Below are 24,253 nucleotides of genomic sequence, written 5' to 3' on the forward strand. Positions count from 1 at the left end.
TCTCGCTGGGTCGGGTATGTCCTCCAGTGATGACAGATCAGGGTTAACGAAGTGTGGTGATGCTGCCTTGCGGCCGCCCGTCGTCCCGGGTCTTGCCGGACATCGGCACGCCGTTGAAGAGGAAAAGCGCCAGGGGCGAGCGGCGGATCAGTCGGTGGATGCCATAGGAGAAAGCGAAGGTCGTGAGGCAGATCAGGAGGAACTCCACGACCGGCGGCCACTGCATCAGGATGAAGAGTGCCGCAAGCGCATAGATGATGGGATGGTGCAGCAGATAGATGCTGAAGGAGGCATCGACGATGCGGTCGATGCGCGGATCCGAGCGGTTCCAGAAGCGTTCGGCGATGCCGATGAGAATGAGGCTCAGGAGGATTGCAGCCACGCCGTCGAACGCGTTGTAGGCGATGCCCGAAGTGCCGGCTTCTGCCCCGCGCAGTGCTGCGGCAAGGATCGCGGCGGTGATGCCGAATGCCGGAAGGCCGTAGCCCTTCGTCCAGACGAGGGCCTGGCGGATATCCGGCGATGGCCTGAGGACGGCGCCGATCAGGAAGAACGGCAGGTAGCGGAGATAGGGATCGATGCCATGGGCGAGGAGATAGGGAAGGGCACCCTGGCGCGTCAGCATATCCTGATGCGCGAGGTGGATCATCACCTCCCATGCAGACGTTGCGAGGATCAGGAACATGAGCGCTAGCCTTGGACGCGCCCGGCAGATCGCCTCGGTGCGGTCGATGACGTGATGAAAACACCCGAACCGGTGCCCCGCCATGATCAGCACCAATAGCCCGCTATAGGCGAGGAGCGCCGGCAGGAACCAGAGATGCATGATCCAGTTGGCGCCGGGATGGATGAGATCCTCGCCGACCTGATCGAGCGCCGTGCTCATCGAGCTTGCGCCGGTAAGGGCAGTTTCGAGATCGATCACGGCAATCTGGATCGGGGCGAGCAGGACCAGCCCGGTAAGGAAGGGGATGCCGAGGCGGATGATCCGGCCGCGAAGCCAGGATGTGGGCTTGCGTCTCTCCAGCATCATGGCCGCGAAGTATCCGGCCACGATGAAGAAGGCGGGCATGCGGAAGGTCACGAGCACGCCGCTCAGGAAGGTCAGGATCTCGCTCTTTTCGGGCGATTGAATGTCCCAGAGGACGCGGGCGTTGTAGGCCATGGCGGCGTGGTAGGGGATGCCGAGGAGCATCAGGAAGGCGCGCAGCCAATCCCACTGGTGCTCCCGCGCTGTCACAGCCGACATCAAGCCCTCCAAAGGAAAAGGGGAACCGGGCCGTTTGGCGCGGTTCCCCTTTTTTCAGAGGCTAAGAGCGAAAGGTTGAGAAAGCCTCAAGCCGTCACGGTCACGCTTCGAGCGCGCCGTGGCAGTGTTTGTACTTCTTGCCGGAGCCGCAGGGGCAGGGCTCGTTGCGGCCGACCGTGCCCCAGCTCTTCGGATCCTGGGGATCGCGATCGCCGGCAGGAACGGCCGACCCTTCGCCGACATCGTCCTCGCCGGTGGTGGCGTCGATGTGGTGGGCCTGCATCGGCGGCGGGGTCGGCGCCGGCGGCGGATCGCGGACCAGCTCGACGCGCGACATCTGCATTGTCACGGCATCGCGCAGGTTGGCAAGCAGGGCCTGGAAGAGCTCGAAGGCTTCGGCCTTGTATTCCTGCAGCGGGTCGCGCTGGGCGTAGCCGCGGAAGCCGACGACCGAGCGCAGGTGGTCGAGATTGACGATGTGCTCGCGCCACAGGTTGTCGATGGTCTGCAGCACGACGGAGCGTTCGACATAGGTCATCAATTCGGCACCGAAGCGCTCGGCCTTGTCGGCATAGGCCTTGTCGGCGGCTTCCATGATGCGGTTGTAGATGTCGTCCTCGGCAATGCCTTCCTCGGCGGCCCAGGCATCGATCGGCAGGTCAAGGTTGAGGGTGGTCGCGACCTTCTGCTTGAGGCCGGCGACATCCCACTGTTCGGCATAGGCGTTCGGCGGGACGTGAATGGCAACCATGGTCTCAATGACTTCATGGCGCATGTCGGTGACAGTCGTGGAGACATCGGTCGCGTCCATCAGCTCGATGCGCTGCTCGAAGATCACCTTGCGCTGGTCGTTGATGACGTCGTCATATTTCAGAAGGTTCTTGCGGATGTCGAAGTTGCGGGCTTCGACCTTCTTCTGCGCGCGTTCGAGCGCTTTGTTGATCCAGGGATGGACGATCGCTTCACCATCCTTCAGGCCGAGCTTCTGCAGCATGCTGTCCATGCGGTCGGAGCCGAAGATGCGCATCAGGTCGTCCTGGAGCGACAGGTAGAACTTCGAGCGGCCCGGGTCGCCCTGGCGGCCGGAACGGCCGCGCAGCTGGTTGTCGATACGGCGGCTTTCATGGCGCTCGGTGGCGATGACATAGAGGCCGCCGGCTTCGAGGGCCTTCTGCTTGAGAGCTGCGATTTCAGCCTTGATCGCTTCGGCACGTGCGTCGCGCTCTGCGCCCGGCTCCATGTCGGCCAGTTCGTGGTCGAGGCGCATGTCGAGGTTGCCGCCGAGCTGGATGTCGGTACCGCGGCCGGCCATGTTGGTGGCGATCGTGACGGCACCGGGGACGCCGGCCTGCGAGACGATATAGGCTTCCTGCTCGTGATAGCGGGCGTTCAGAACCTTGAAGTCCTTGAAACCGGACTGGCTCAGCATGTTGGCGAGCAGTTCGGACTTTTCGATCGAGGTGGTGCCGACGAGAACCGGCTGGTTGCGCTCGTTCGCGGCCTTGATCTCTTCAATGATTGCCTTGAACTTTTCCTCGACGGTCCGGTAGACCTCGTCATCCTCGTCGATACGCTTGATCGGCAGGTTGGTCGGGACTTCCAAGACGTCGAGACCGTAGATGTTGGAGAACTCTTCCGCTTCCGTTGCTGCCGTACCGGTCATGCCGGCGAGCTTCTTGTACATGCGGAAATAGTTCTGGAAGGTGATCGAGGCGAGCGTCTGGTTCTCGGGCTGGATCTGCACCTTTTCCTTGGCTTCGAGCGCCTGGTGCTGGCCTTCCGAGTAACGGCGGCCCGGCATCATGCGGCCGGTGAACTCATCGATGATGACGATTTCGCCGTTGCGGACGATGTAGTCCTTGTCGCGCTGGAAGAGCTTGTGGGCCTTCAGCGCGTTGTTGATGTGGTGAACGATCGCGACGTTTTCGACGTCGTAGAGGCTCTCGCCCTTCAGGAGACCTGCTTCACGCAGCAGGTTTTCGAGCTTTTCGGTGCCGACTTCCGAGAAGTTGGCTGCGCGCTGCTTCTCGTCGATCTCGTAGTCTTCCTCCGACAGCATCGGGATGAAGGCGTCGATCGTGTTGTAAAGGTCCGAGCGGTCGTCGAGCGGGCCGGAAATGATCAGAGGCGTGCGGGCTTCGTCGACGAGGATCGAGTCCACTTCGTCGACGATCGCGAAGTTGTGGCCGCGCTGCACCATCTGGCCGCGCTCATACTTCATGTTGTCGCGCAGATAGTCGAAGCCGAGCTCGTTATTCGTCGCATAGGTGATGTCGCAGGCATAGGCCGCACGGCGCTCGTCGTCGGACATGCCGTGGACGATGACGCCTGTGGTCATGCCGAGGAAGCTGTACATCTTCGCCATGGTGGCTGCGTCACGGCGAGCGAGGTAGTCGTTGACGGTCACGACATGCACGCCCTTTCCGGCGAGTGCGTTCAGATAGACGGCGAGCGTCGCAACCAGCGTCTTGCCTTCGCCGGTCTTCATTTCGGCAATGGAATTGTCGTTGAGGATCATGCCGCCGATCAGCTGAACGTCGAAGGGACGCATGCCGAGTGCACGGCGGGCACCTTCGCGGGCGACGGCAAAGGCGGGTACCAGGATATCGTCCAGTGTCTTGCCGGCGGCCAGTTCTGCCCGGAACTCGCCGGTCTTGGCGGCGAGCTGTTCGTCGGTCAGCGCCTTAACCTTCTCCTCGAGGGCTGCGATCTGAGCTACTCGAGGGTTATAGGATTTCACGCGGCGCTCGTTCGACGAGCCAAAGATTTTGCGCGCAAGTCCACCAAGACTGACCATATCGATGGTCCTTTCTGACCTTCGTCATATCGTTGACGTACCCTTCAGACCACCATTAGCGTGGACGAATAGGCACAAGGCGTCCTGAAACTACTCTGGACGCGAGGTTGCGTGACAGATAAGAGGGGGGTCGAATGATGTCAACGGCGCAGGCTGGTGCCAAATCCCCTCGGTCGCCGGGCATCTGACAATATTTTGCCCGATTCGAACGGTCTTGAAACGGTTCACCATCCGAAAGGTCTTTCATGCTTCGCCTCAATAAAATCGTGCTTGCCGCCTGCGTTTCCCTCTCGGCCCTCACCGGTGCGGCTTTCGCTCAGGACGCCACTGTCGTCGCAAAGGTCGGCGATCTCGAGATCACCCAGTCCGAACTCGACCTGGCGGTCGCCAACCTCGATCCGCAGCTGTCGCAGCTTCCCGACGAGCAGAAGAAGGTCGCAGCCCTTTCCGGCGCCATCGACGTCAAGCTGCTCGCGGCAAACGCGACGGCGGAAGGTCTGCAGGACGATCCGGAATACAAGCGCCGCATGGCCTTTATCGCCGAGCGCGAACTGCACAACGCTTTCTTCAAGAAGAACGTCGTTGATGCCGTGACCGAAGACGAAGTGAAGGCGCGCTACGACCAGGAGGTTGCAGCGCTTCCGAAGCAGGAAGAAGTGCGCGCCCGCCACATCCTGGTGAAGACCGAGGAAGAGGCGAAGCAGATCATCACCGATCTCGATGCCGGCAAGGACTTCATCGAAATCGCCAAGGAAAAGTCGACCGACCCGAACAAAACGGAAGGTGGCGACCTCGGCTATTTCACGAAGGGCCGCATGGTCCCCGAGTTTGAAGAGGTGGCTTTCGCGCTCGAAAAGGGCACCTACACGAAGACCCCGGTTCAGACCCAGTTCGGCTTCCACGTTATCCTTGTCGAAGACAAGCGTGATGCTCCGCCGCCGGCCTTCGAAGCCGTCGAGCAGCAGGTTCGCCAGCTCGTGATGCGCGACAAGTATCTCGAGCTGATCGAAAAGGCGAAGACCGAGCAGACGATCGAGATCGTCGACGAAGCCCTGCGCAAGGGCTACGAAGAAGCCAACACGGCAGAGCAGCAGTAAGCTCTTCCCCAATCGTTGTTTGTTCCAAGGCCCGCAGTTTGCGGGCCTTCCATTACGGGCCGCGCCATGTCTTCCAGCATTTCTCCCCTCGCTCCGAAAACCTATGCCGAAATGCCCCAGATCCGCGGTGTGCGGATGGCGACCGCGGCTGCGGGCATCAAGTACAAGAACCGCACCGATGTGCTGTTGGTGGCCTTTGATGAGCCGGCTTCGGTGGCGGGTGTCTTCACCAAGTCGAAGTGCCCATCGGCCCCGGTCGATTTCTGCCGGCAGAATCTGGCGCATGGCGTGGCGCGCGGCGTCGTCGTCAATTCGGGTAATGCCAATGCCTTTACCGGCGTGAAGGGGAGGGCCGCGACCGAGCTTACGGCGAAATCGGCAGCGGCGGCGCTGGGCTGCGGGGAGAACGAGATCTATCTCGCCTCGACGGGTGTCATCGGCGAACCGCTGGATGCGACCAAGTTCTCCGGCGTGCTCGACCAGATGGCGAAAGATGCAACCGGTGACTTCTGGTTCGAGGCAGCCAAGGCGATCATGACCACGGATACCTATCCGAAGGTCGCGACGCGCAGTGCGAAGATCGATGGCGTGACCGTCACCATCAATGGGATTGCCAAGGGTGCCGGCATGATCGCGCCGGATATGGCGACCATGCTCTCCTTCGTCGTGACGGATGCGGATATCGCGCCCGTGGCCCTTCAGGGCCTTCTGTCTGAAGGCGTCGAGCCAAGCTTCAATTCCATCACCGTGGACAGCGACACATCCACCTCGGATACTCTGATGCTCTTTGCAACCGGTGCCGCATCGGCCGATGGCCAGGCAAAGGTCGAGCGGGCGGACGATGCCCGTCTCGGCGATTTCCGGGCGGCGCTGAACGATCTCCTCAAGGATCTGGCGCTGCAGGTCGTGCGCGACGGTGAAGGTGCGCGCAAGATGGTGGAGATCACCGTCAAGGGTGCCGAAAACGATCTCGCAGCGAAGAAGATCGCGATGTCGATCGCCAATTCGCCGCTGGTGAAGACCGCCGTTGCCGGTGAAGATGCCAATTGGGGTCGTATCGTGATGGCGGTCGGCAAGTCCGGGGAGATGGCCGATCGCGATCGGCTGGCAATCTGGTTCGGCGATGTGCGCGTAGCCGTGAATGGCGAGCGCGATCCGGCCTATTCGGAAGAGGCGACCACCGCCGTGATGGAGCGCGAGGATATCCCAGTGACCGTCGACATCGGTCTCGGGTCGGGCACGGCGACGGTCTGGACCTGCGATCTGACAAAGGAATATGTCGCCATCAATGGCGATTATCGGAGCTGATGCCCGAATGCATGCAATGGTAAGTGATCCCAATCTGCCGCTCGTTCGGCGTCTTGAGGCCGTCGGTTTCAGAGCCTGGCCCGCGAGCAGCGTCGTTTACGACGGAAGCTGGCAGGTGCGCCTGACCGGAGGACATCCCGGCAAGCGGTTGAATTGCGTCGTGCCGCTCGATCCCTCCGATAGCCGCGACATCGCGCTGCGGATCGAAAAGGCGGGCAAGCGTTTCGAGGCGCATGGGCGACCGCTTCTGGTGCGGCAGACCCCGCTTTCGCCGAGGCCTCTGATCGACTTTCTGGCCTCCGACGGCTGGGAATGCTTCGAGGAGGTCGTCACCATGACGGCCGATCTCGGGCGCATGACTTTTCCCGATACGCTGGACCATCTGCCGACCCAGGATGTCGGTCGCTATGTCGATGCCGATATCGCGGTGCATGGCAGCGATCCGGGTTTGAAGGCGGCGCTGGCGGAGATCCTTGGAAACATCAAGCCGGCGTCTGGCCTCTTCGTGATTGAGGACGCCGTCAAGGGGCCGCTGGCGGCGGCTCTGTGCGTGCAGGACAATGATCTTGCAGGCATCATGTCGCTCGCTGTCCGTCCCGATCACCGTCGACAGGGGTTCGGCATCGAGATACTGAGCTCGGCACTGCGCTGGGCCCGGATGCGCGGTGCGCGTACCGCCTGGCTGCAGGTGGTTGCCGACAACAAGGAAGCTATGGCGCTCTACGCGAAGATGGGCTTCGAGGAGGCCTATCGCTATGCCTATTGGCGGAAAGCGTCTGCATGAGCGATGTGAAGAAGCCCATCCTGCTGGTCGCGGCCTGCGCGCTCGTCGATACCGACAACCGCATTCTGCTCGCCCAGCGCCCTGAGGGGAAGTCGCTGGCCGGTCTCTGGGAATTTCCCGGCGGCAAGGTCGAGGCCGGGGAAACGCCGGAGGAGACCCTGGTGCGCGAACTCGAGGAAGAGCTCGGGATCAAGACCAAGGTGGCCTGCCTTGCACCGCTCACCTTTGCGAGCCACACCTACGAGACGTTTCACCTGTTGATGCCGCTCTATATCTGCCGCCGCTACGAGGGCATTCCGCAGGGGCGGGAAGGGCAGGCGATCAAGTGGGTCAAGGCCAAGGCGCTTCGTGAGTATCCGATGCCGCCGGCGGACGAGCCGCTCATTCCGGTTCTTCAGGATCTTCTCTGAGAAAAGCCTGATCCAAGCCGCGTCGTTAATCAAAAGTTTATAACCCTTACCGCAATATACCCTCTGTTCATGCGTCGGATACGTGTGTGGAGCGTAATATGGTAAACGAGGATTTCTGGAAGGCCGCACGGTCCCGAGAGCGGTCTTCGATCAAAACGGGCAGGACCGGGGTCTTGAATATTGCCTTGCTGTTCGGCACGGCTGCGATCGCCCTTTCGCTCGTCTTGACGCCCATGCTCGCCTCCAAGACCGACCGCAAGACGCTGGCTTTCCAGCCTGACGAATTCGACTTGATCACTACGGGGTCGATCCCGAGGGACGAGAGCGGCAAACGCTACACGATCCGCCGCAGCGTGCTTCAGAAGACACCCGGTTCCGTCTGCATCATCGACGGCTACGGCCCCGGCCCGGGTTGCTAATTCACATTGGCCGGGGCGGGGGGCAACCATCTCGGATCCAGACTGTCAGGAGCGAGAATGCGTCTTTTACGCCAGTTGATGTCTGACCTTCGTGGCGCGACCGCCGTCGAATACGGTCTGATCGCCGCGATTATCAGCGTTGCGCTGCTTTCCGGTTACAGCGCGTTCACGGGCTCGCTGCTCGCTACCTTCAATACCGTCGAATCGCACTTCACCGACGCCAACAATTAACGCCCCCCATCAGGGCTGATCTGGTCGCTTCGTTGGATCGAGAGCGTCGGCGAGACGCATTTTTGCCGAGCCGGGTTTGAGCGGTTTCTGCTGGCTCTCGTGCGGGGCCCAGCCGGAAACGAAGACGATCGAGAAGGTCGCTCGAATACGGCCATCGGGGTCGGAGAAGCGTTCGGCATAAAGCTCCGCGGCGCGAAGGAAGAACCTGCGCGAGACCGGGCGACGGCTGCGTCCCAGGAGCGGATTTGCCATGCCCATGGCCTTCAGGTCCCGCATCAGCGCGAAGATGTGATCATAGCGGACGGTGAAGCTTTCCTCGTCGATGACGGGAAGCGCAAAACCCGCGCGCTGCAAAAGCGAGCCGATGTCCCTGATGTCGGCGAATGGGATGACGCGTGGGCTTGCACCGCCATAGATCTCTGTTTCGGCTGCCAGGAGAACCTCGCGCAACTCGGAAAGCGTTCCTGAACCGGGGATGGCTGCAAGCAGCAGGCCGTCGGGTTTCAGCGCACGGCGCATCTGGATCAGCATGCCGGGGGTGTCATTGGTGAGATGCAGAGACAGCGGCGAGAGGATGAGGTTTACCGATTGCGGGTCGAGTGGCACGCTTTCGTAACCGGAGACGGCGACCGGGTTTTCGGCATCACCGAAATTCGCGTCGGTTTCGATCCGCCGCAGCGTACCGATCTTGCCGGTCGCGAGCGCCGTCCTGGCGGTGAGCCCGGTTCCGCCGAAAAGTTCTACAGCATCGTCGAAGCTGCGCTGGACAATGGCCAGGCGGTCGGCGAGTTCGCGGGCGGTCAGGTCCAGCAGGAAATCGCTGCCGGCTGCGTTGCGGGCCAGCGCACGCGCGCGGTTGCGGGCGATCAGGGCTTCGTCGAAAAGCGCGTTCATGGCGGGAATCCTGGATTGGCCTCGTTGCGGCATTGGCCGAACGCCCGAGCGGGCGTAAAGTCGATGCATGTGGGCTCATTTAGTGCAGAAAAGCGCAGCCGTCAGCCGGCATCATGCCGGATCGGCGCTGCGCGGGCTGTTTCATCTCATCTATCCACCGGCCTGTGCCCATTGCCATGCCCGTGTCGCCAGCCATCATGCGCTCTGTGCGCAGTGCTGGGGCGACATGCGGCTGATCGACAAGCCCTATTGTCCGGTTCTCGGCCTGCCCTTTGCTCATGATCCAGGCGAGGGGATGGTTTCGCCGCAGGCGATCGCCCATCCGCCCGTCTTCGACCGCCTGCGTTCGGTTGCCCTGCACGAGGGGGTGGCGCGGCATCTTGTGCATGATCTCAAATATCGCGATCGGGTGGATCTGGCGCCGATGATGGCGGGCTGGATGCTGCGGGCGGCCTCGGCGGAAATTGCCGCCTGCGATGCCATCGTCTGCGTGCCGCTGCACCGGATGCGGATATTTAGGCGCATGTTCAATCAATCGGCGGAGCTGGCGCGGCATGTGGCGCGGCAATCGGGCAAACCCTTTTTCGCGGAGGCGCTGGTGCGGCGCAAGCGCACGCAGCAACAGGTGGGCCTGACGGCGAACCAGCGTTCGCTCAACGTGCGCGGCGCCTTCGGCGTGCCGGCAGGCCTTGAGGATCTCGTCTTCGGCAAGCGCCTGGTGCTAATTGATGACGTCTATACGACGGGGGCGACGGTCAGTGCGGCGACCACTGCCCTGAAAAAGGCAGGGGCTCAGGATGTCACTGTTTTGACCTTTGCAAGGGCACTCGCCGGGCCTATATGAGGGGACCAAACCCCTGTCTACCCGACGCTTTCCGGCGGAGAACTTCATGGCTGACGTCACGATCTACACACGGCAATTCTGCGGCTACTGTGCCAGCGCCAAGGCGCTGCTCGACAAGAAGGGCGTCACTTATGTCGAGCATGACGCGACAGGCAAGCCGGATCTGCGTGAGGAAATGATCGCCAAGTCCGGCCGCAATACCTTTCCGCAGATCTTCATCGGCAGCCAGCATGTCGGCGGCTGCGACGACCTGCATGCGCTCGACCGGGCCGGCAAGCTCGATCCGCTTCTCGCAAACTAAGGACTGATTGGTCATGGTATTCAAGGCTGCCGCCGTCCAGATGTGCTCCGGGGTCGATCCGGAGAAGAATGCCGAAAGCATGGCGCGGCTCGTGCGCGAGGCTGCCCGCCGCGGGGCGATCTATGTCCAGACGCCGGAAATGACCGGCGCGGTGCAGAAGGATCGGGCCGGTCTTGCCGCCGTGCTGCGCGACGAAGAAACCGATTTCATTGTCAAAAAGGCGTCGGAGCTCGCCAAGGAACTCGGCATCCATCTGCATGTCGGTTCGACCGCCATCAAGCTTGCCGACGGCAAGATCGCCAACCGGGCCTTTCTGTTCGGGCCTGATGGCAAGAAGATCACGTCCTATGACAAGATCCACATGTTCGACGTCGATCTCGACAATGGCGAGAGCTGGCGTGAAAGCGCGGTCTACCGACCGGGCGAGAGGGCTGTCGTCGCCGATCTGCCCTTCGCCAAGCTCGGCTTCGGCGTCTGCTACGACGTGCGCTTCCCGCATCTGTTTAGGGCGGAAGCCATGGCGGGGGCGCAGATCCTCACGACGCCGGCCGCCTTTACCAAGCAGACCGGCGAGGCGCATTGGGAGATCCTGCTTCGAGCCCGCGCAATCGAAAACGGTGCCTATGTCATCTCGGCCGCCCAGGCGGGCGTGCATGAAGACGGGCGCGAGACCTTCGGTCATTCGATGATCGTCGGCCCCTGGGGCAAGATGCTGGCGTCTGCCGGCGGCACCGGTGAGGACGTAGTCGTCGCCGAGATCGACCTCGAGGCCGTCAAGGCCTGCCGGGCGAAGATCCCGAACCTGAAGAACGGTCGCGATTTTGCGCTCGACATCGCGCCTGTGCTTGCCAAGGGAGGCGTCACAGTTTGATCCGCTATTCGCTGTGCTGCGAAAAGGCCCACGAATTTGAAGGGTGGTTTTCGGAGAGTGCCGAATTCGACCGGCAGAAGGCTTCGGGTTACCTGACGTGCCCCGTCTGCGGATCGGCCGAGGTATCCAAGGTGCTGATGGCGCCGGCCGTTTCGACCGCCCGTCAGAAGGAGGAGACCCAAGCGCTTGCCGTCTCCGAGGTGCAGAAGCAGGCCTTCGTCAAGCTCAAGGAGGCGATCCGCGAGATCCGCGCGAGCAGCGAGGATGTCGGCGAGAAGTTTCCCGAGGAAGCTCGCAAGATCCACTATGGCGAGGCAGAAGCCCGCGGCATCATCGGCCAGGCCTCGCCCGTCGAGGTCAAATCGCTGATCGAGGAAGGCATTGAGATCGCGCCGCTGCCGGTCCTGCCAGACGACGTCAATTGACGACCGCCTCGCATCATCTCGCGGTCTATAATTTCGGCGTCCATACGGATGCTTATCTCACCGGGTCTGTGCAGGGGTTTTCGCTCAGAGAACCGTTCAACTTCGAGGCTGCAAGCCGTGCGGCCGGTTTTGTCGGTCGCTCGGGCTATGCGGGTGAGCCAGGGCCTGAAAGCTGGGGCGAACAGGTCTTTCCACGCTTTCTGAGGGAGATCGGTCGGGAGAGCGGTGTGTCGTCGCTCTCGCTATGGCTCGATATCGAGAGCCTTGTCGCTTTCACCTATGCAGGGGTGCATGCGGATGCCCTGAAGCATGCGCGTCAGTGGAACAAGCGACAGGCCTGGCCGCCTTTGGTGCTCTTCTGGGTCAAGGCGGGAGAGACACCCGGCTGGAGCGAGGCGGTGCGGCGCTTCGAGCTTCTGGCAGATCAGGGGCCTTGTCCGGACGCCTTCAATTTCAAAAGTGCCTTCACCGCCGACGGTGACCCCTATCTCGTCAATCGAGAGCGCATCAAGCAACTGGCCGCTGACAATCTCGAAGCGCAGGCCGATCTTATGTCAGCCGTCAAAGCCTTGCCCGTCTGATCAAGGGCTCAGCCCTTGAAACCGTCTTCGTCGAGATAGGCCTGCTCTTCGGGCGTCGTCTTGCGGCCAAGAGCGGCGTTGCGGTGTGGAAAGCGGCCAAAGCGCTCGATCAGATCCAGATGCAGAACGGCCCATTTCAGCGCTTCTGCGTCGCCGGTCTTGTCGCGATGCTTCTCGAAAAGCGAGACGCTGTAGCGCTGGTCTTCCATGTCTTCCGAGTGTTCGAAGGGCAGGTAGATGAAGGGGCGCAGGATCGGCTCGACCTTGATGTCGAAGCCTTTGGCCAAAGCGTGATGGGCAATCGTGCGGGCGAGCGGATCGGTTGCATAGGAATGCGCGCTGCCGCGAAAGAGATTGCGCGGGAACTGGTCAAGCAGCAGGAGGAGGGCGAGGGTGCCCTCCGGGGTCTCCTGCCAATCCGACAATTCGTTGCGCGAGGCCTGGAAATGCAGCTCGGCATAGTGTGCTTCGATTTCGGCGTCGAGCGCTTCGTTGCGCGAGAACCAGGCTTCCGGGCCGTGGCGCAGCCAGAAGTCGATGATCGTTTGCGGTGTCGTCATGTCGCCGATCCCGGGCGGCTCGCCAGCATCATGTAGTTGACATCGATGTCTGCCGACAGGTTCCACTGGTTCTGCAGCGGATTGAAGAAGACACCCTTGGTTTCGAGGATCTGCATGCCGTTGGCCGAGAGGGGGCGTTCGATTTCCTCGGGGCGGACCAGCTTTTCATACTGGTGAGTGCCGCGGGGCAGCCAGCGCAGGACATATTCGGCGCCGACGATGGCAAGGGCTGCCGCCTTGAGCGTCCGATTGATGGTGGACACAAGCATCAGGCCGCCGGGGCGAACCATGGAGGCGCAGGTCGAGAGGAAGAAATCGACGTCGGCAACATGCTCGACGACTTCCATGTTCAGCACGATGTCGAAGGTCTCGCCCTGGGCTGCCAGTTCTTCGGCGGTCACAGCGCGGTAATCGACGTCCACGCCGCTCTGGGCGGAGTGGGTCATGGCGATCTTGATGTTCTTCTCGGAAGCGTCAGCACCAAGAACGCTTGCGCCCATGCGGGCGACTGGTTCCGACAGAAGGCCGCCGCCGCATCCGATGTCGAGGATGCGCAGGCCCTCCAATGGGCGGGCGCTGCGTGGATCGCGGCCGTAATGCTCGACCACCTTGTCCCTGATATAGGCAAGGCGCACCGGATTGATCTTGTGCAGCGGCTTGAACTTGCCGGTTGGATCCCACCACTCGGCCGCCATTGCGGAAAAGCGGTCGACTTCGGACTGATCGATGGTGGTGCGGGCCTCTGCACTCATGATGGAACCTCCTGGCGCGTTTGGTCATGAAGTCGTCTCGATGACCTTTAAAGTCAAGGGTGGAGACGTCGCAGGTGCGGCGCCCGAGCGGAACCGGCAGACGCAATTGCGCGTTGCCCTGCCAGACAAGACCGTTTCGCCGGTTCTGCGCAGACAGGAGATCACGATCATGAAGTCAATCTGGTTCGCTGCAGCGCTGGCTGCATCCGCAGGCGCCTTGCCGGCAGTCGCCGAGGCCGCCTCGGCCTTCTCGACGGCCAATGTCAACATGCGGTCAGGGCCCAGCACCCGGTATCCGGCGGTCATCGTGATCCCGTCGGGCAGCCGCGTGAACATCCAGGGCTGCCTTTCCAGCGCCAACTGGTGCGACGTCGCCTTTGCCGGCTATCGCGGCTGGGTTTCCGGATCCTATCTGCAGACGACCTATTCGCAGCGGCGCGTCAATGTGGGGCCGCAATATTATCGTCCGCTCGGCATCCCGACCGTGACCTTCAGCATCGGTCGCTACTGGGACGATCACTACCGCGGCCGACCGTTCTATCGTGATCGGGATCGCTGGCGTGACGGTGATGTACGCGACAACCGCCGCGACCGCGATCGTGATCGGCGCGTCGACAATGACAGGCGCGGACGCCAGATCGAGCGGCAAAGCGACCCGGGACGGCTTCCCTTGAGGCGGATGATGCAGGAGCGCTGCGAACGGGATCCGAGCGCCTGCCGCTAAGGCTATCGACCATCACTTGGAGAGGGAGCGAGACGCTCCCTCTTTCTATTTGGCCATTCGACTGTCGAGGCCGTCGAGGATCCGCTTCGCGAGCGCCGGGTAGTCCCCGTCAAAGTGATGGCCACCCTTGATGCCGATCGTCTCGACCGGTCCGCCGACCAGCTGCTTGCAGGCATCATCTTCTTCCTCCGTTCCGAACATGCACTGAACGATCGACGGATTGATCTTCGCCACGTCTGTCAGCGGATCGGATCCACCACTGTTGCCTGTGCCCAGCCAGCCGGAGACCGAGACCTCGTAGTCTGCCTGATGCGAGAGTGCGAGCAGGCTCATTTGGGTGACGCGCGGTTTTAGCTTTTCGGGCAGGCCATTGTAGGCGGCGGGTAGGATGTCTGCGCCGAAAGAATAGCCGATCAACAGCACATGCTTCACCTTCCAGCGCTTCTCATAGGTGTGGATGATCGTGGCGAGATCGGCGGCTGTCTGTTCGGGTGTCTTTTTCGTCCAGAAATAACGCAGCGAATCCACGCCGACGACAGGGATTCCGGACGACTGGAGATGGGTGCCGACCTGGCTGTCGAGGTCGCGCCAGCCGCCATCCCCGGAATAGATCACGGCCATCGTGTCACGGGTCGGCACAGCGTCGAGGACAGTGAGCGGCAGACCGAGCGGCGTTTCGGTGGCGTTGCCGGCGGCGATCAATTCGTCGATGGTGTCGGAGAAGGATTTCGACGGATCGCTGCCGACGTCGCGCTGGTCTATGTCCGGATGGCTGGTTTCGAGCGCTGCCACTTGGGCGCGGGCATCGGCCTTGGCTGCCGGACTGAACAGGACGGTTGCGGGATCGGGCAGGTCGCCCGGGGTGAGGCCGTAGATCATCCTGTCGCCGACAACCTTCTTCTCCGCCGGGGTGCAGAACTGTTTGGTGAGGGGGATGCCGGCCTCGGGATCGAGGGCGAGCGTCTGGCCGATCGTCGCCTTCGGTGTCTGGGCGAGGATGGCAAGCGCGAGAGCGCCGCCTTCGCCGCGACCTGCGATGATGGGCGGGAGGAGATTGGAATTTCCGGCCCTGCGCTGCAATTGGTGGGCAAGTGCCTCGATATCCGAAACCGTGTAGATGCAGTCGCCTTTGTCCTGCGAGAGGGATGCGATGTATTTGGGTGTGTCGATGCCGACGACGATTGCGCCATTGGCTTGGAGCCCTTCCGCTTCCAGCTGGTCTGACGGCTGCCATCCTGGTGCATCGGAGAGCAGCACCACGAGCGCCTGGGGATCACCGTCGGGCATGAGAGTGAGGGGCGAGGGGATCATGCCGGTGTCGAGCGGGGGACCCTCCGCATAGGCATTGTGCGGGATGAGGTGCGTGAGAGCCGCGAGGAGAGGAAGAGCGAGGATGGTCGTCCGCAGCAGGAATTTCATTTCTTCACTACGCCTTTCAGGCCGCCGCCGATCAGCAGTGTCGCGTCGAGCAGGGCCAGTACGGGATTGAGACCACCGGCGACCGCAAGGTAACGCGGCTGCCAGTCGGGATGGAATTTGGACTTGAAGGCGCGAAGGCCCTTGAAGTTGTAGAAGCGTTCGCCGTGTTCATAGAAGGTGTTGGCGACGCGGTCCCAGACAGGGGCGACCTCGCGGCGTGAGAGACCGGAGAGCGGCGCCATGCCGAGGTTGAAATGGCGGTAGCCCTGATCGCGGAGCGTCGTCATCAGTCGGACGAAGAGGAAGTCCATCGCGCCTTTCGGGGCATCCGGGGCGAAGCGCATCAGATCGATCGAGGCTTCCTCGCGGGTGTCCGTCAGAAGCAGATTGGCGAAAGCGACGATGCGGCCTTCGTGGCGCAGGATGGCGACCGGTTGTGCTGTCATGTAGGCATCGGTGAAGGCGCCGAGGGAAAAGCCCTTCTCCTTCGCCCGGTGATGGTCGAGCCAGGCGTCGGAGATCTGGCGGAGATCATCGATTATCGGAGTGACACTCTCCGTCCGGATGATCTCGAAGGTGAGCCCGTCGCGCTCGCCCTTGGCAGCGGTCTGGCGCAGGCCTGCCCATTTGCCGCCCTTGAGGTCGAAGCGCTGGAGATCGACCACGGCCATTTCGCCGAGTTTGAACGCCTTCATGCCGGCATCGGCAATGACCGGCAGGATGGCGGGTGACGCCTGGTAGAAGACGGCGCGGCATCCGCTCGCGCGGGCTTTCTCGACGAACTGCCAGACGAGTTCGTCGCGAGAGGCTTTCGGCCCGATCGGATCGAGAAACGCGATCAGCGAGCGCCCCTGACGTCCGTACATGAGGAAGGCTTCGCCATCGGGCGAGACCATTACCGACTTGTCGCCGGTGCGCACGAGATTGGCGTCGGCCACGTCGTTCCGGTCTGAAATGGCGACGGCTTTGGCCAGTTCTTCCTCTTTTGCGGGACGGATGGCCGGGGCTGCCGGGCGCATGAGGCTGAAGAGGCAGATGCCCATGGCAACCACGGTGAGACCGAGCATGGCGCGCAGCGAACGGGGCGCTTCGGCATCGAAGGCGAATTGCCACCAGAGCGCATGGCTGTATTCGACGTCGCGGTAGACGAAGAGGAGGACAATGATCGCGCCGCCAATCAGGACGGCGACGGCGAGCAGCCAGGAAGACGTCAGCGCCTGGCCGAGAGACGCCTTGCGATGAAACAGCCGGCGGCTCGGCAGGAGCGCGAGGACCAGAATGGCCAGAAGGGCCGCTTCATAGATGGCGACCGCCTTGGCAAGCGACAGGGCCAGAGCGAGCAGCGCGATAAAGAGGGCGCCCCACCAGGCACCGTCCAGTCTCTGGGCGAGGCCGCGGGCGACGATGACCAGCATCAAGCCGAGAATGCTGGCGAGGAAATGCGCACCTTCGACCACGGGGAGCGGCAGGAACCTGGCGAGCAGGTCGAGATTGTCGCCGGGCGTCGGCGTGACGCTCGACAGGACGAGCATGGCGCCAAGAACGAGGGCGAGGGCCGCGAGAAGGGTCGGCGCAAGGCGGCCGGCCGTTCTTGCCGCACCCGATGCCAGCGGGCTCGATTTCAGCCGCTGCAATTCCGTCACCGTGACCAGGAGGATCGCGATGACGAGCGGCAGGACATAGTAAATCGCGCGGTAGACGACGAGCGAGGCTAGCAAGGCATCGGCCGGTACCTCGGAGCCGAAGGCGGCGAGCATGACGGCTTCGAAGACGCCGAGACCTGCTGGTACATGGCTGACGACGCCGATGCCGATGGCAACCGCGAAGACAACGAAGAAGGCCGGCCAGGAGATCTGCGCTTCTGTCGGCAACAGAGCGTAAAGTACGGAGGCGGCGAAGGCGACGTCGAGAACGGTCACCAAGAATTGCCGCGACAGGGTGCCGGTATCGGGAAGGTTCAGCGTACGGCCGGCAATCTTCAGACGGCCGCGCCGGGCGATGCCGAGAAGCAAGAAGATCGCGAGCAGGATCACGGTGCTGACCGTCGCAAGCGTCTCGGAGGTCATGCCGAGGAGCGGCGCGATTTCGCCCGCCATCGGTATCAGGCTTCCGGTGGTCAGAATTGCGAGGCCAAGTGAGAAGGAAAGCGTGACGAAAGCGATGATGCGGCCGATTTCATCCGGTGACAGGCCGGCGCGGGAATAGGCGCGGTACCGGATCGCGCCGCCCGACAGGGCTCCGAAACCAGCGACATTGCCGACGGCATAAGCGCTGAAGGCGGTGAGCGCGACTTCCGGCCAGGGGCGCTTGCGACCGATGAACGAGAGTGCGTTCAGGTCGTAGAAGCAAAGCGTCAAGAAGCTCAGCATGGTGAAGATGATCGCAAGTGCGATCGAGACGGTGCTCGTCGCGGCCAGCGACCGCAGGACATCCGCATAGCTGACCTCTTCCGTCAGTCGGTAAACGGCATAACCGACGGCGGCGAAGACGACGAAAGCCATGATCGCTGCGATCGACTTCGCATGCCTGTTGAAGAAAGAGGGCGGCGGGAGCGTGTCGCCCTGGAGAGCCTCGGGAAATTCGTCTGCAACTTTCATGACGCCCTGTCCGGTATCGGTCGACCCGTATGCGACAACCCAGCCCCCCAGCCTGAGCGTCGTGTCATGGTTGGCTCCCGAATTCGATCCAAATTATGGCAAGGTTCCAGGGGCATTGCTGCATCGAAAAAACCGCGCTTTACCGTACCGTTTGGGGGGCAAGTGGCCGTTGCGCCCCGGGAACATATAGACTAAAAGCCCCGCAACCTGAGGCTTTCCGCCCAGGTCGGTGTTTCTGTGCCGGGGTTCCGGCGTCTTTCAAGGGCATATGGTTCAAGTCTATGGCTCGCATCGTCATGAAGTTCGGCGGAACATCCGTCGCCAATCTGGATCGCATCTATAACGTCGCGCGCCATGTGAAACGCGAAGTCGATGCGGGTCACGAAGTGGCCGTCGTCGTCTCGGCCATGTCGGGCAAGACCAACGAGCTGGTCGACTGGGTGCAGAATATGCCCAAGGTCGCCGGCGCCGCTTCGCCGTTTTACGATGCGCGTGAATACGATGCGGTCGTGGCCTCCGGCGAACAGGTCACCGCCGGCCTGCTGGCGATCGCGCTCCAGTCGATGGACATCAATGCGCGCTCGTGGCAGGGCTGGCAGATCCCGATCAAGACCGACAACGCTCATGGTGCGGCCCGCATCCAGGAGATCGACGGCACCGAGATCATTCGCCGTATGGGCGAAGGCCAGGTGGCTGTCGTGGCCGGTTTCCAGGGTATCGGTCCTGACAATCGCATCGCGACGCTCGGCCGTGGTGGCTCTGATACGTCTGCCGTGGCGATTGCTGCCGGCGTCAAGGCCGACCGTTGCGATATCTATACCGACGTGGACGGCGTCTACACGACCGACCCGCGCATCGAGCCCAAGGCGCGCCGCCTGAAGAAGATCGCGTTCGAGGAAATGCTCGAAATGGCCTCGCTCGGCGCCAAGGTGCTGCAGGTCCGCTCCGTCGAACTCGCCATGGTACACAAGGTCCGCACCTTTGTGCGCTCCAGCTTTGAAGATCCCGATGCGCCGGGCATGGGTGATCTGATGAACCCGCCCGGTACGTTGATTTGCGATGAGGAAGAGATCGTGGAACAGGAAGTCGTCACCGGTATTGCCTATGCCAAGGATGAAGCCCAGATTTCGCTGCGTCGTCTGGCCGACCGGCCGGGTGTTTCCGCTGCGATCTTCGGGCCGCTGGCCGAATCCCATATCAATGTCGACATGATCGTCCAGAACATCTCGGAAGACGGTTCGAAGACCGACATGACCTTCACCGTGCCATCTGGTGACGTGGACAAGGCGCTCGCCGTTCTCGGCTCCAACAAGGAGAAGATCGGCTTCGACGTCGTCCAGAGCGAGAAGGGTCTCGTGAAGGTTTCCGTCATCGGTATCGGCATGCGCAGCCATGCAGGCGTTGCCGCGACCGCCTTCCGGGCGCTGGCCGAGAAGGGCATCAACATCAAGGCGATCACAACCTCCGAGATCAAGATCTCGATCCTGATCGACGGCCCCTATGCCGAGCTTGCGGTTCGCACTTTGCATTCCTGCTACGGTCTGGATAAGAATTGATTCCTGAGAGCGGACTCGCGTGACCCGACCCCTGAAAAGGTAAGGGTAACAATCCGCTGACCAATGGGAAGTGGAGCAAAATCGGGATGAGAGACCTTTCTGCGGGTCCCCGCGTCCTCCTCAAGCGGCTGCGCGAATTGATGGCGGAGCCGCTCGAGCCGCAGGAGCGACTGGATCGGATCGTTCGCCAGATCGCGAACAACATGGTCGCAGAGGTGTGCTCCGTCTATGTGCTGCGCTCCGACGGCGTTCTCGAACTCTATGCGACCGAAGGTCTGAACAAGGACGCTGTTCACCTGGCGCAGCTGAAGATGGGTCAGGGTCTCGTCGGCACGATCGCGGCCTCTGCCCAGTCGCTCAATCTTTCGGATGCCCAGGCGCATCCGGCCTTCCGTTACCTGCCGGAAACCGGCGAAGAGATCTACCACTCCTTCCTTGGTGTGCCGATCCTGCGCGCCGGGCGAAGCCTCGGCGTTCTCGTCGTGCAGAACAAGGCGCAGCGCAATTATCGCGAGGACGAGCTCGAAGCGCTCGAAACGACTGCGATGGTGATTGCGGAAATGATCGCCACCGGCGAGCTCAAGAAGATCACTCGTCCTGGCCTCGAACTTGATCTGACACGACCCGTTTCGATCGACGGCGACAGCTATTCCGAGGGCATCGGCCTCGGCTACGTCGTGCTGCACGAGCCGCGCATCGTCGTCACCAATCTTTTGAACGAAGACAGCGAGACGGAAATACGCCGTCTGGCAACGGCGCTCGGATCGCTCCGCATCTCGATCGACGACATGCTGTCGCGGCGCGAGATTTCCATGGAAGGCGAGCACCGCGACGTGCTCGAAACCTACCGCATGTTCGCTCATGATCAGGGCTGGGTGCGGCGCATGGAAGAGGCGATCCACAACGGCCTGACGGCGGAAGCTGCGGTCGAGAAGGTGCAGAGCGACACCAAGGCGCGCATGATGCGCCTCACCGATCCCTATCTGCGCGAACGCATGCACGACTTCGACGATCTCGCGAACCGCCTGCTGCGTCAGCTCACCGGCTTTTCGCCGCACAGTGCTGCCGAAGGCTTCCCGAACGACGCGATCGTCTTTGCCCGCGCGATGGGGGCGGCAGAATTGCTCGACTATCCGCGTGCGAATTTGCGCGGCCTCGTGCTCGAAGAAGGCGCCGTCACCAGCCACGTCGTGATCGTTGCGCGCGCCATGGGCATTGCGGTCGTCGGCCAGGCGGCGGGTGCCGTGGCGCTCGCTGAAAACGGTGATCCCGTCATCATCGATGGTGACGACGGCAAGGTGCATGTGCGCCCGGTCGCCGACCTGCAGAAGGCCTATGAGGAAAAGGTCAAGCTCCGGGCCAAGCGGCAGGAACAGTTCCGCGCGCTGCGCGATGTCGAGCCTGTCACCAAGGACGGTCACCGGATCAAGCTGCAGATGAATGCGGGCCTTCTGGTCGATCTGCCGCAACTGGCCGATTCCGGTGCCGATGGCATCGGGCTGTTCCGCACCGAGTTGCAGTTCATGATTTCCTCGACCATGCCGAAGGGCGAGGAGCAGGAGAGCTTTTACCGCAGTGTGCTGAAACAGGCCGCTGGCAGTCCGGTCACCTTCCGCACGCTCGATATCGGTGGCGACAAGGTTGTTCCCTATTTTCGCTCCCAGGAAGAAGAGAACCCGGCGCTTGGCTGGCGGGCGATCCGCCTGTCGCTCGATCGGCCGGGACTTTTGCGCACGCAGCTGCGCGCGCTGTTGAAGGCAGCCTCCGGCGCCGAGTTGAAGATGATGCTGCCCATGGTCACAGAGGTCTCGGAGATCCGGGCCGTGCGCGAACTGATGCAGAAGGAGATCCAGCACATCTCCAAGTTCGGCCATCAATTGCCGAAAAAGCTGCAATTCGGCGCCATGCTCGAAGTGCCGGCGCTGCTTTGGCAGCTCGACGAGCTGATGGACGAGGTGGATTTCGTCTCGGTCGGATCGAACGACCTGTTCCAGTTTTCCATGGCCGTGGATCGCGGCAATGCCCGGGTCTCGGACCGCTTCGACGTGCTCGGGCGGCCGTTCCTCCGGATCCTCAGGGATATCGTTCGGGCCGGAGAGCGTAACAAGACGCCGGTGACGCTGTGCGGTGAGATGGCGTCGAAGCCGCTTTCGGCCATGGCTTTGCTCGGCATCGGCTTCCGCTCCATCTCGATGTCGCCGACCGCGATCGGTCCGGTCAAGGCCATGCTGCTCGGTCTCGACGTTGGTCTGCTCTCGGAGGTTTTGATGGCTGCGCTTGACGACGACACCCCAGGCGTGTCAGTGCGCGACCTGCTTCTCCGCCATGCGGAAGAGCACAACATCCCCGTCTGACTTTGACGACTGACTTTGGTGACTGACCTGGAGTAAAGGGTGGCGAAGCTTCCTGTCGAGAAAATGCGCGAGCTCGAACGCCGGTTCGGTGAGATCGAAGCGCGAATGTCTGCGGGACCGGCAGCCGATGTCTATGTGAAGCTCGCCTCCGAGTATTCCGAGCTTGAGCCGGTCGTGAAGAAGATCCGCGAATACCAGTCTGCGATCGACGAGGCCGACGGCTTGCGCGCCATGCTTTCCGACAAGGCGACGGACCGGGAGATGCGCGAGCTTGCCGAGATGGAGTTGCCCGAAATCGAAAGCGGGATCGAGGCGCTTGAGGGCGAGATGCAGATCCTGCTTCTGCCCAAGGATGCCGCGGACGAGAAGAGCGCGATACTGGAAATCCGTGCAGGAACCGGCGGGTCCGAGGCGGCACTCTTTGCCGGTGCCCTGTTCCGGATGTATGAGCGCTTTGCCTCAACCAAGGGCTGGAAGGTCGAAGTTCTCTCCGCCAGCGAAGGGGAAGCCGGCGGCTTTAAGGAAATCATCGCCACGATCAGCGGTCGCGGCGTGTTCTCCAAGCTGAAGTTCGAGTCCGGCGTACACCGCGTGCAGCGCGTGCCGGAGACTGAAGCGAGCGGACGTATTCACACCTCTGCAGCAACCGTTGCAGTGTTGCCTGAAGCCGAAGACATCGACATCGAGATCAAGCCTGAAGACATCCGGATCGACACGATGCGCGCCTCGGGTGCCGGTGGCCAGCACGTCAATACGACGGACTCGGCCGTGCGCATCACGCATTTGCCGACCGGACTGATCGTGACATCCTCGGAGAAATCACAGCACCAGAATCGCGCCAAGGCCCTGCAGGTACTGCGCTCGAGGCTTTACGACATCGAACGGCAGAAGCTGGACAGCGAGCGATCGGCCAACCGCAAGAGCCAGGTTGGTTCGGGCGACCGCTCCGAGCGTATCCGCACCTATAACTTCCCGCAGGGGCGCGTGACCGATCACCGGATCAACCTGACACTCTACAAGCTCGACCGGATGATCGAAGGCGATCTCGACGAAATGCTGGATGCGCTGATCTCGGATTACCAGGCCGGGCAGCTTGCGCAGCTGGGCGAAAACCAGTGATGGACGCCGCGCCCTCGGCTAAGTCTCTGATCGTGGAGGCGCGGCGGCGATTCGAGGCGGCCGGATTGGACGATGCTGCTGGTGATGCGCGGGTTCTTGTCTGTGGCCTTCTCGAGCTTAGCCCCACGTCCCTGTTGCTCGAGGATGAGAAGCCGGTTTCATCCGAAGGCGCGGCACGGGTGGAGGCGGGCGTACTTCGGCGGCTCGCTCGCGAACCGGTCCATCGTATCCTCGGCCGGCGTGAATTCTACGGGCTCGATCTCGCGCTGTCGGCCGGCACGCTCGAACCGCGACCGGATACGGAAATCCTGGTTGACGTTATCCTGCCACATCTCAACTCTATGGTGGCGCAAGGTCGCAAGCCGAGACTTGTCGATCTTGGAACGGGAACCGGAGCAATCGCGCTTGCGCTGCTTCACGAATGTCCCGAGGCCGAGGCTGTCGGGATCGATATCTCCGAAGATGCCTTGAAGACAGCCGCTGACAATGCCGAGCGCAACGGGCTGGCGTCACGGTTTGCCACGCTGGCAGGTCCCTGGTTCGACAAGACGACCGAACGCTTCGACCTCATCGTTTCCAATCCGCCCTATATCCGCAGCGATGTGGTCAAGGGACTGGAACCGGAAGTAACCAAGTTTGATCCGATGGCCGCGCTGGATGGTGGTCCGGATGGGCTCGACGCCTATCGCGCGATTGCCGAGGGCGCGTCGAGACACCTCGAAGACCAGGGGCTCATCGGTCTGGAGATCGGTTTCGACCAGCGCGAGGACGTGACGCAAATATTTGAACTGGCAGGTTTTTCCCTTGTCGAAGAGCGCCGCGATTACGGCGATAACGACCGTGTCCTGGTGTTTGCGAAGCGGCTTGATTAGCGCCTTTGCTGCGGCTGCTAAGGATAATTACGGGAAACATAGAAAAAGGCTTGGTTTTCCGGATGAAGCGTAATAGTTTGCGGGCACGC

General features: G+C 62.0%; 23 protein-coding genes. 16 read left to right on the forward strand and 7 right to left on the reverse strand.

From position 1 onward, the window contains the following. Positions 1-43: 43 nt before the first annotated feature. Positions 44-1,249 (reverse strand): acyltransferase family protein, encoded by a 1,206-nt coding sequence (locus tag ACQKP1_RS20465; protein ID WP_427276775.1) that lies wholly within the window; start codon positions 1,247-1,249, stop codon positions 44-46. A gap of 100 nt (positions 1,250-1,349) precedes the next feature. Continuing rightward, positions 1,350-4,046, reverse strand: coding sequence for a preprotein translocase subunit SecA (secA, locus tag ACQKP1_RS20470; RefSeq protein ID WP_203018317.1), 2,697 nt, complete (start codon positions 4,044-4,046; stop codon positions 1,350-1,352). Between the two features lie 245 nt (positions 4,047-4,291). Between secA and ACQKP1_RS20475 the strand changes: the two genes are divergently transcribed. The 6 genes from ACQKP1_RS20475 (at position 4,292) to ACQKP1_RS20500 (ending at position 8,295) form a co-directional block, all read left to right on the forward strand. Beyond that, the gene (locus ACQKP1_RS20475; protein WP_427276776.1) at positions 4,292-5,143 is read left to right on the forward strand and encodes a peptidylprolyl isomerase; all 852 of its coding nucleotides are present in this window, start codon (positions 4,292-4,294) and stop codon (positions 5,141-5,143) included. Positions 5,144-5,209: 66 nt separating this feature from the next. Then, positions 5,210-6,451: a bifunctional glutamate N-acetyltransferase/amino-acid acetyltransferase ArgJ gene (argJ, locus tag ACQKP1_RS20480; RefSeq protein ID WP_427276777.1), complete on the forward strand. Its 1,242-nt coding sequence runs from the start codon at positions 5,210-5,212 to the stop codon at positions 6,449-6,451. Continuing rightward, positions 6,432-7,235, forward strand: coding sequence for a GNAT family N-acetyltransferase (locus ACQKP1_RS20485; RefSeq protein WP_427276778.1), 804 nt, complete (start codon positions 6,432-6,434; stop codon positions 7,233-7,235). The genes argJ and ACQKP1_RS20485 overlap by 20 nt, the downstream gene beginning before the upstream one ends. Beyond that, positions 7,232-7,645: an 8-oxo-dGTP diphosphatase MutT gene (mutT, locus tag ACQKP1_RS20490; protein WP_006728747.1), complete on the forward strand. Its 414-nt coding sequence runs from the start codon at positions 7,232-7,234 to the stop codon at positions 7,643-7,645. The genes ACQKP1_RS20485 and mutT overlap by 4 nt, the downstream gene beginning before the upstream one ends. Positions 7,646-7,743: 98 nt before the next feature. Further along, positions 7,744-8,064 (forward strand): hypothetical protein, encoded by a 321-nt coding sequence (locus tag ACQKP1_RS20495; RefSeq protein WP_427276779.1) that lies wholly within the window; start codon positions 7,744-7,746, stop codon positions 8,062-8,064. 57 nt (positions 8,065-8,121) lie between these two features. Further along, positions 8,122-8,295 carry a Flp family type IVb pilin gene (locus ACQKP1_RS20500; RefSeq protein WP_427276780.1) on the forward strand — a complete coding sequence of 58 codons (174 nt, stop codon included), beginning with the start codon at positions 8,122-8,124 and terminating at the stop codon, positions 8,293-8,295. 9 nt (positions 8,296-8,304) lie between these two features. On the opposite strand, the gene ACQKP1_RS20505 is transcribed toward ACQKP1_RS20500, so the two are convergent. Further along, positions 8,305-9,189, reverse strand: a complete 885-nt coding sequence (locus ACQKP1_RS20505) for a methyltransferase domain-containing protein (protein WP_427276781.1) — start codon at positions 9,187-9,189, stop codon at positions 8,305-8,307. Positions 9,190-9,256: 67 nt separating this feature from the next. Here ACQKP1_RS20505 and ACQKP1_RS20510 point away from each other — a divergent pair, with 67 nt between their 5' ends. Genes ACQKP1_RS20510 through ACQKP1_RS20530 form a run of 5 tightly spaced genes read left to right on the forward strand, consistent with a single transcriptional unit; the run spans position 9,257 to position 12,211 of the window. Further along, positions 9,257-10,033, forward strand: coding sequence for a ComF family protein (locus ACQKP1_RS20510; RefSeq protein WP_427276782.1), 777 nt, complete (start codon positions 9,257-9,259; stop codon positions 10,031-10,033). 46 nt (positions 10,034-10,079) lie between these two features. Further along, a complete protein-coding gene (gene grxC / locus ACQKP1_RS20515; RefSeq protein ID WP_427276783.1) occupies positions 10,080-10,334 on the forward strand; it encodes a glutaredoxin 3 in 255 nt (84 codons plus the stop codon). Positions 10,335-10,347: 13 nt separating this feature from the next. Then, on the forward strand, positions 10,348-11,205 hold the full coding sequence (locus ACQKP1_RS20520; RefSeq protein WP_427276784.1) for a carbon-nitrogen hydrolase family protein: 858 nt from the start codon (positions 10,348-10,350) through the stop codon (positions 11,203-11,205). Continuing rightward, complete coding sequence (locus ACQKP1_RS20525) at positions 11,202-11,630, forward strand: DUF1178 family protein (protein WP_427276785.1); 429 nt, start codon at positions 11,202-11,204, stop codon at positions 11,628-11,630. Before ACQKP1_RS20520 ends, ACQKP1_RS20525 begins: the two co-directional genes overlap by 4 nt. After that, positions 11,627-12,211, forward strand: coding sequence for a DUF3291 domain-containing protein (locus ACQKP1_RS20530; RefSeq protein WP_427276786.1), 585 nt, complete (start codon positions 11,627-11,629; stop codon positions 12,209-12,211). The genes ACQKP1_RS20525 and ACQKP1_RS20530 overlap by 4 nt, the downstream gene beginning before the upstream one ends. 8 nt (positions 12,212-12,219) lie before the next feature. On the opposite strand, the gene ACQKP1_RS20535 is transcribed toward ACQKP1_RS20530, so the two are convergent. After that, entirely contained in the window at positions 12,220-12,771 is a 552-nt protein-coding gene (locus ACQKP1_RS20535) for a DUF924 family protein (RefSeq protein WP_427276787.1), read from the reverse strand. After that, positions 12,768-13,523, reverse strand: coding sequence for a bifunctional 2-polyprenyl-6-hydroxyphenol methylase/3-demethylubiquinol 3-O-methyltransferase UbiG (ubiG, locus tag ACQKP1_RS20540; protein ID WP_427276788.1), 756 nt, complete (start codon positions 13,521-13,523; stop codon positions 12,768-12,770). Before ubiG ends, ACQKP1_RS20535 begins: the two co-directional genes overlap by 4 nt. 169 nt (positions 13,524-13,692) lie before the next feature. On the opposite strand from ubiG, the gene ACQKP1_RS20545 reads away from it, so the two are divergent. Next, on the forward strand, positions 13,693-14,247 hold the full coding sequence (locus ACQKP1_RS20545; RefSeq protein WP_427276810.1) for an SH3 domain-containing protein: 555 nt from the start codon (positions 13,693-13,695) through the stop codon (positions 14,245-14,247). 45 nt (positions 14,248-14,292) lie between these two features. Here ACQKP1_RS20545 and ACQKP1_RS20550 read toward each other — a convergent pair whose 3' ends face one another. Beyond that, the gene (locus ACQKP1_RS20550; RefSeq protein ID WP_427276789.1) at positions 14,293-15,666 is read right to left on the reverse strand and encodes a virulence factor family protein; all 1,374 of its coding nucleotides are present in this window, start codon (positions 15,664-15,666) and stop codon (positions 14,293-14,295) included. Beyond that, positions 15,663-18,263: a bifunctional lysylphosphatidylglycerol flippase/synthetase MprF gene (gene mprF, locus ACQKP1_RS20555; RefSeq protein WP_427276790.1), complete on the reverse strand. Its 2,601-nt coding sequence runs from the start codon at positions 18,261-18,263 to the stop codon at positions 15,663-15,665. Before mprF ends, ACQKP1_RS20550 begins: the two co-directional genes overlap by 4 nt. A gap of 281 nt (positions 18,264-18,544) precedes the next feature. Here mprF and ACQKP1_RS20560 point away from each other — a divergent pair, with 281 nt between their 5' ends. From ACQKP1_RS20560 to prmC, 4 genes are all read left to right on the forward strand, one after another. Continuing rightward, a complete protein-coding gene (locus ACQKP1_RS20560; protein ID WP_148167934.1) occupies positions 18,545-19,819 on the forward strand; it encodes an aspartate kinase in 1,275 nt (424 codons plus the stop codon). Between the two features lie 86 nt (positions 19,820-19,905). Beyond that, on the forward strand, positions 19,906-22,173 hold the full coding sequence (gene ptsP, locus ACQKP1_RS20565; protein WP_427276791.1) for a phosphoenolpyruvate--protein phosphotransferase: 2,268 nt from the start codon (positions 19,906-19,908) through the stop codon (positions 22,171-22,173). 39 nt (positions 22,174-22,212) lie between these two features. Then, a complete protein-coding gene (gene prfA, locus ACQKP1_RS20570; protein WP_427276792.1) occupies positions 22,213-23,292 on the forward strand; it encodes a peptide chain release factor 1 in 1,080 nt (359 codons plus the stop codon). Beyond that, on the forward strand, positions 23,292-24,164 hold the full coding sequence (gene prmC, locus ACQKP1_RS20575) for a peptide chain release factor N(5)-glutamine methyltransferase (RefSeq protein WP_427276793.1): 873 nt from the start codon (positions 23,292-23,294) through the stop codon (positions 24,162-24,164). Before prfA ends, prmC begins: the two co-directional genes overlap by 1 nt. The last annotated feature ends 89 nt before the right edge of the window (positions 24,165-24,253 follow it).

This window comes from Allorhizobium sp. NPDC080224, from assembly GCF_050281005.1.
Lineage (GTDB): Bacteria > Pseudomonadota > Alphaproteobacteria > Rhizobiales > Rhizobiaceae > Allorhizobium.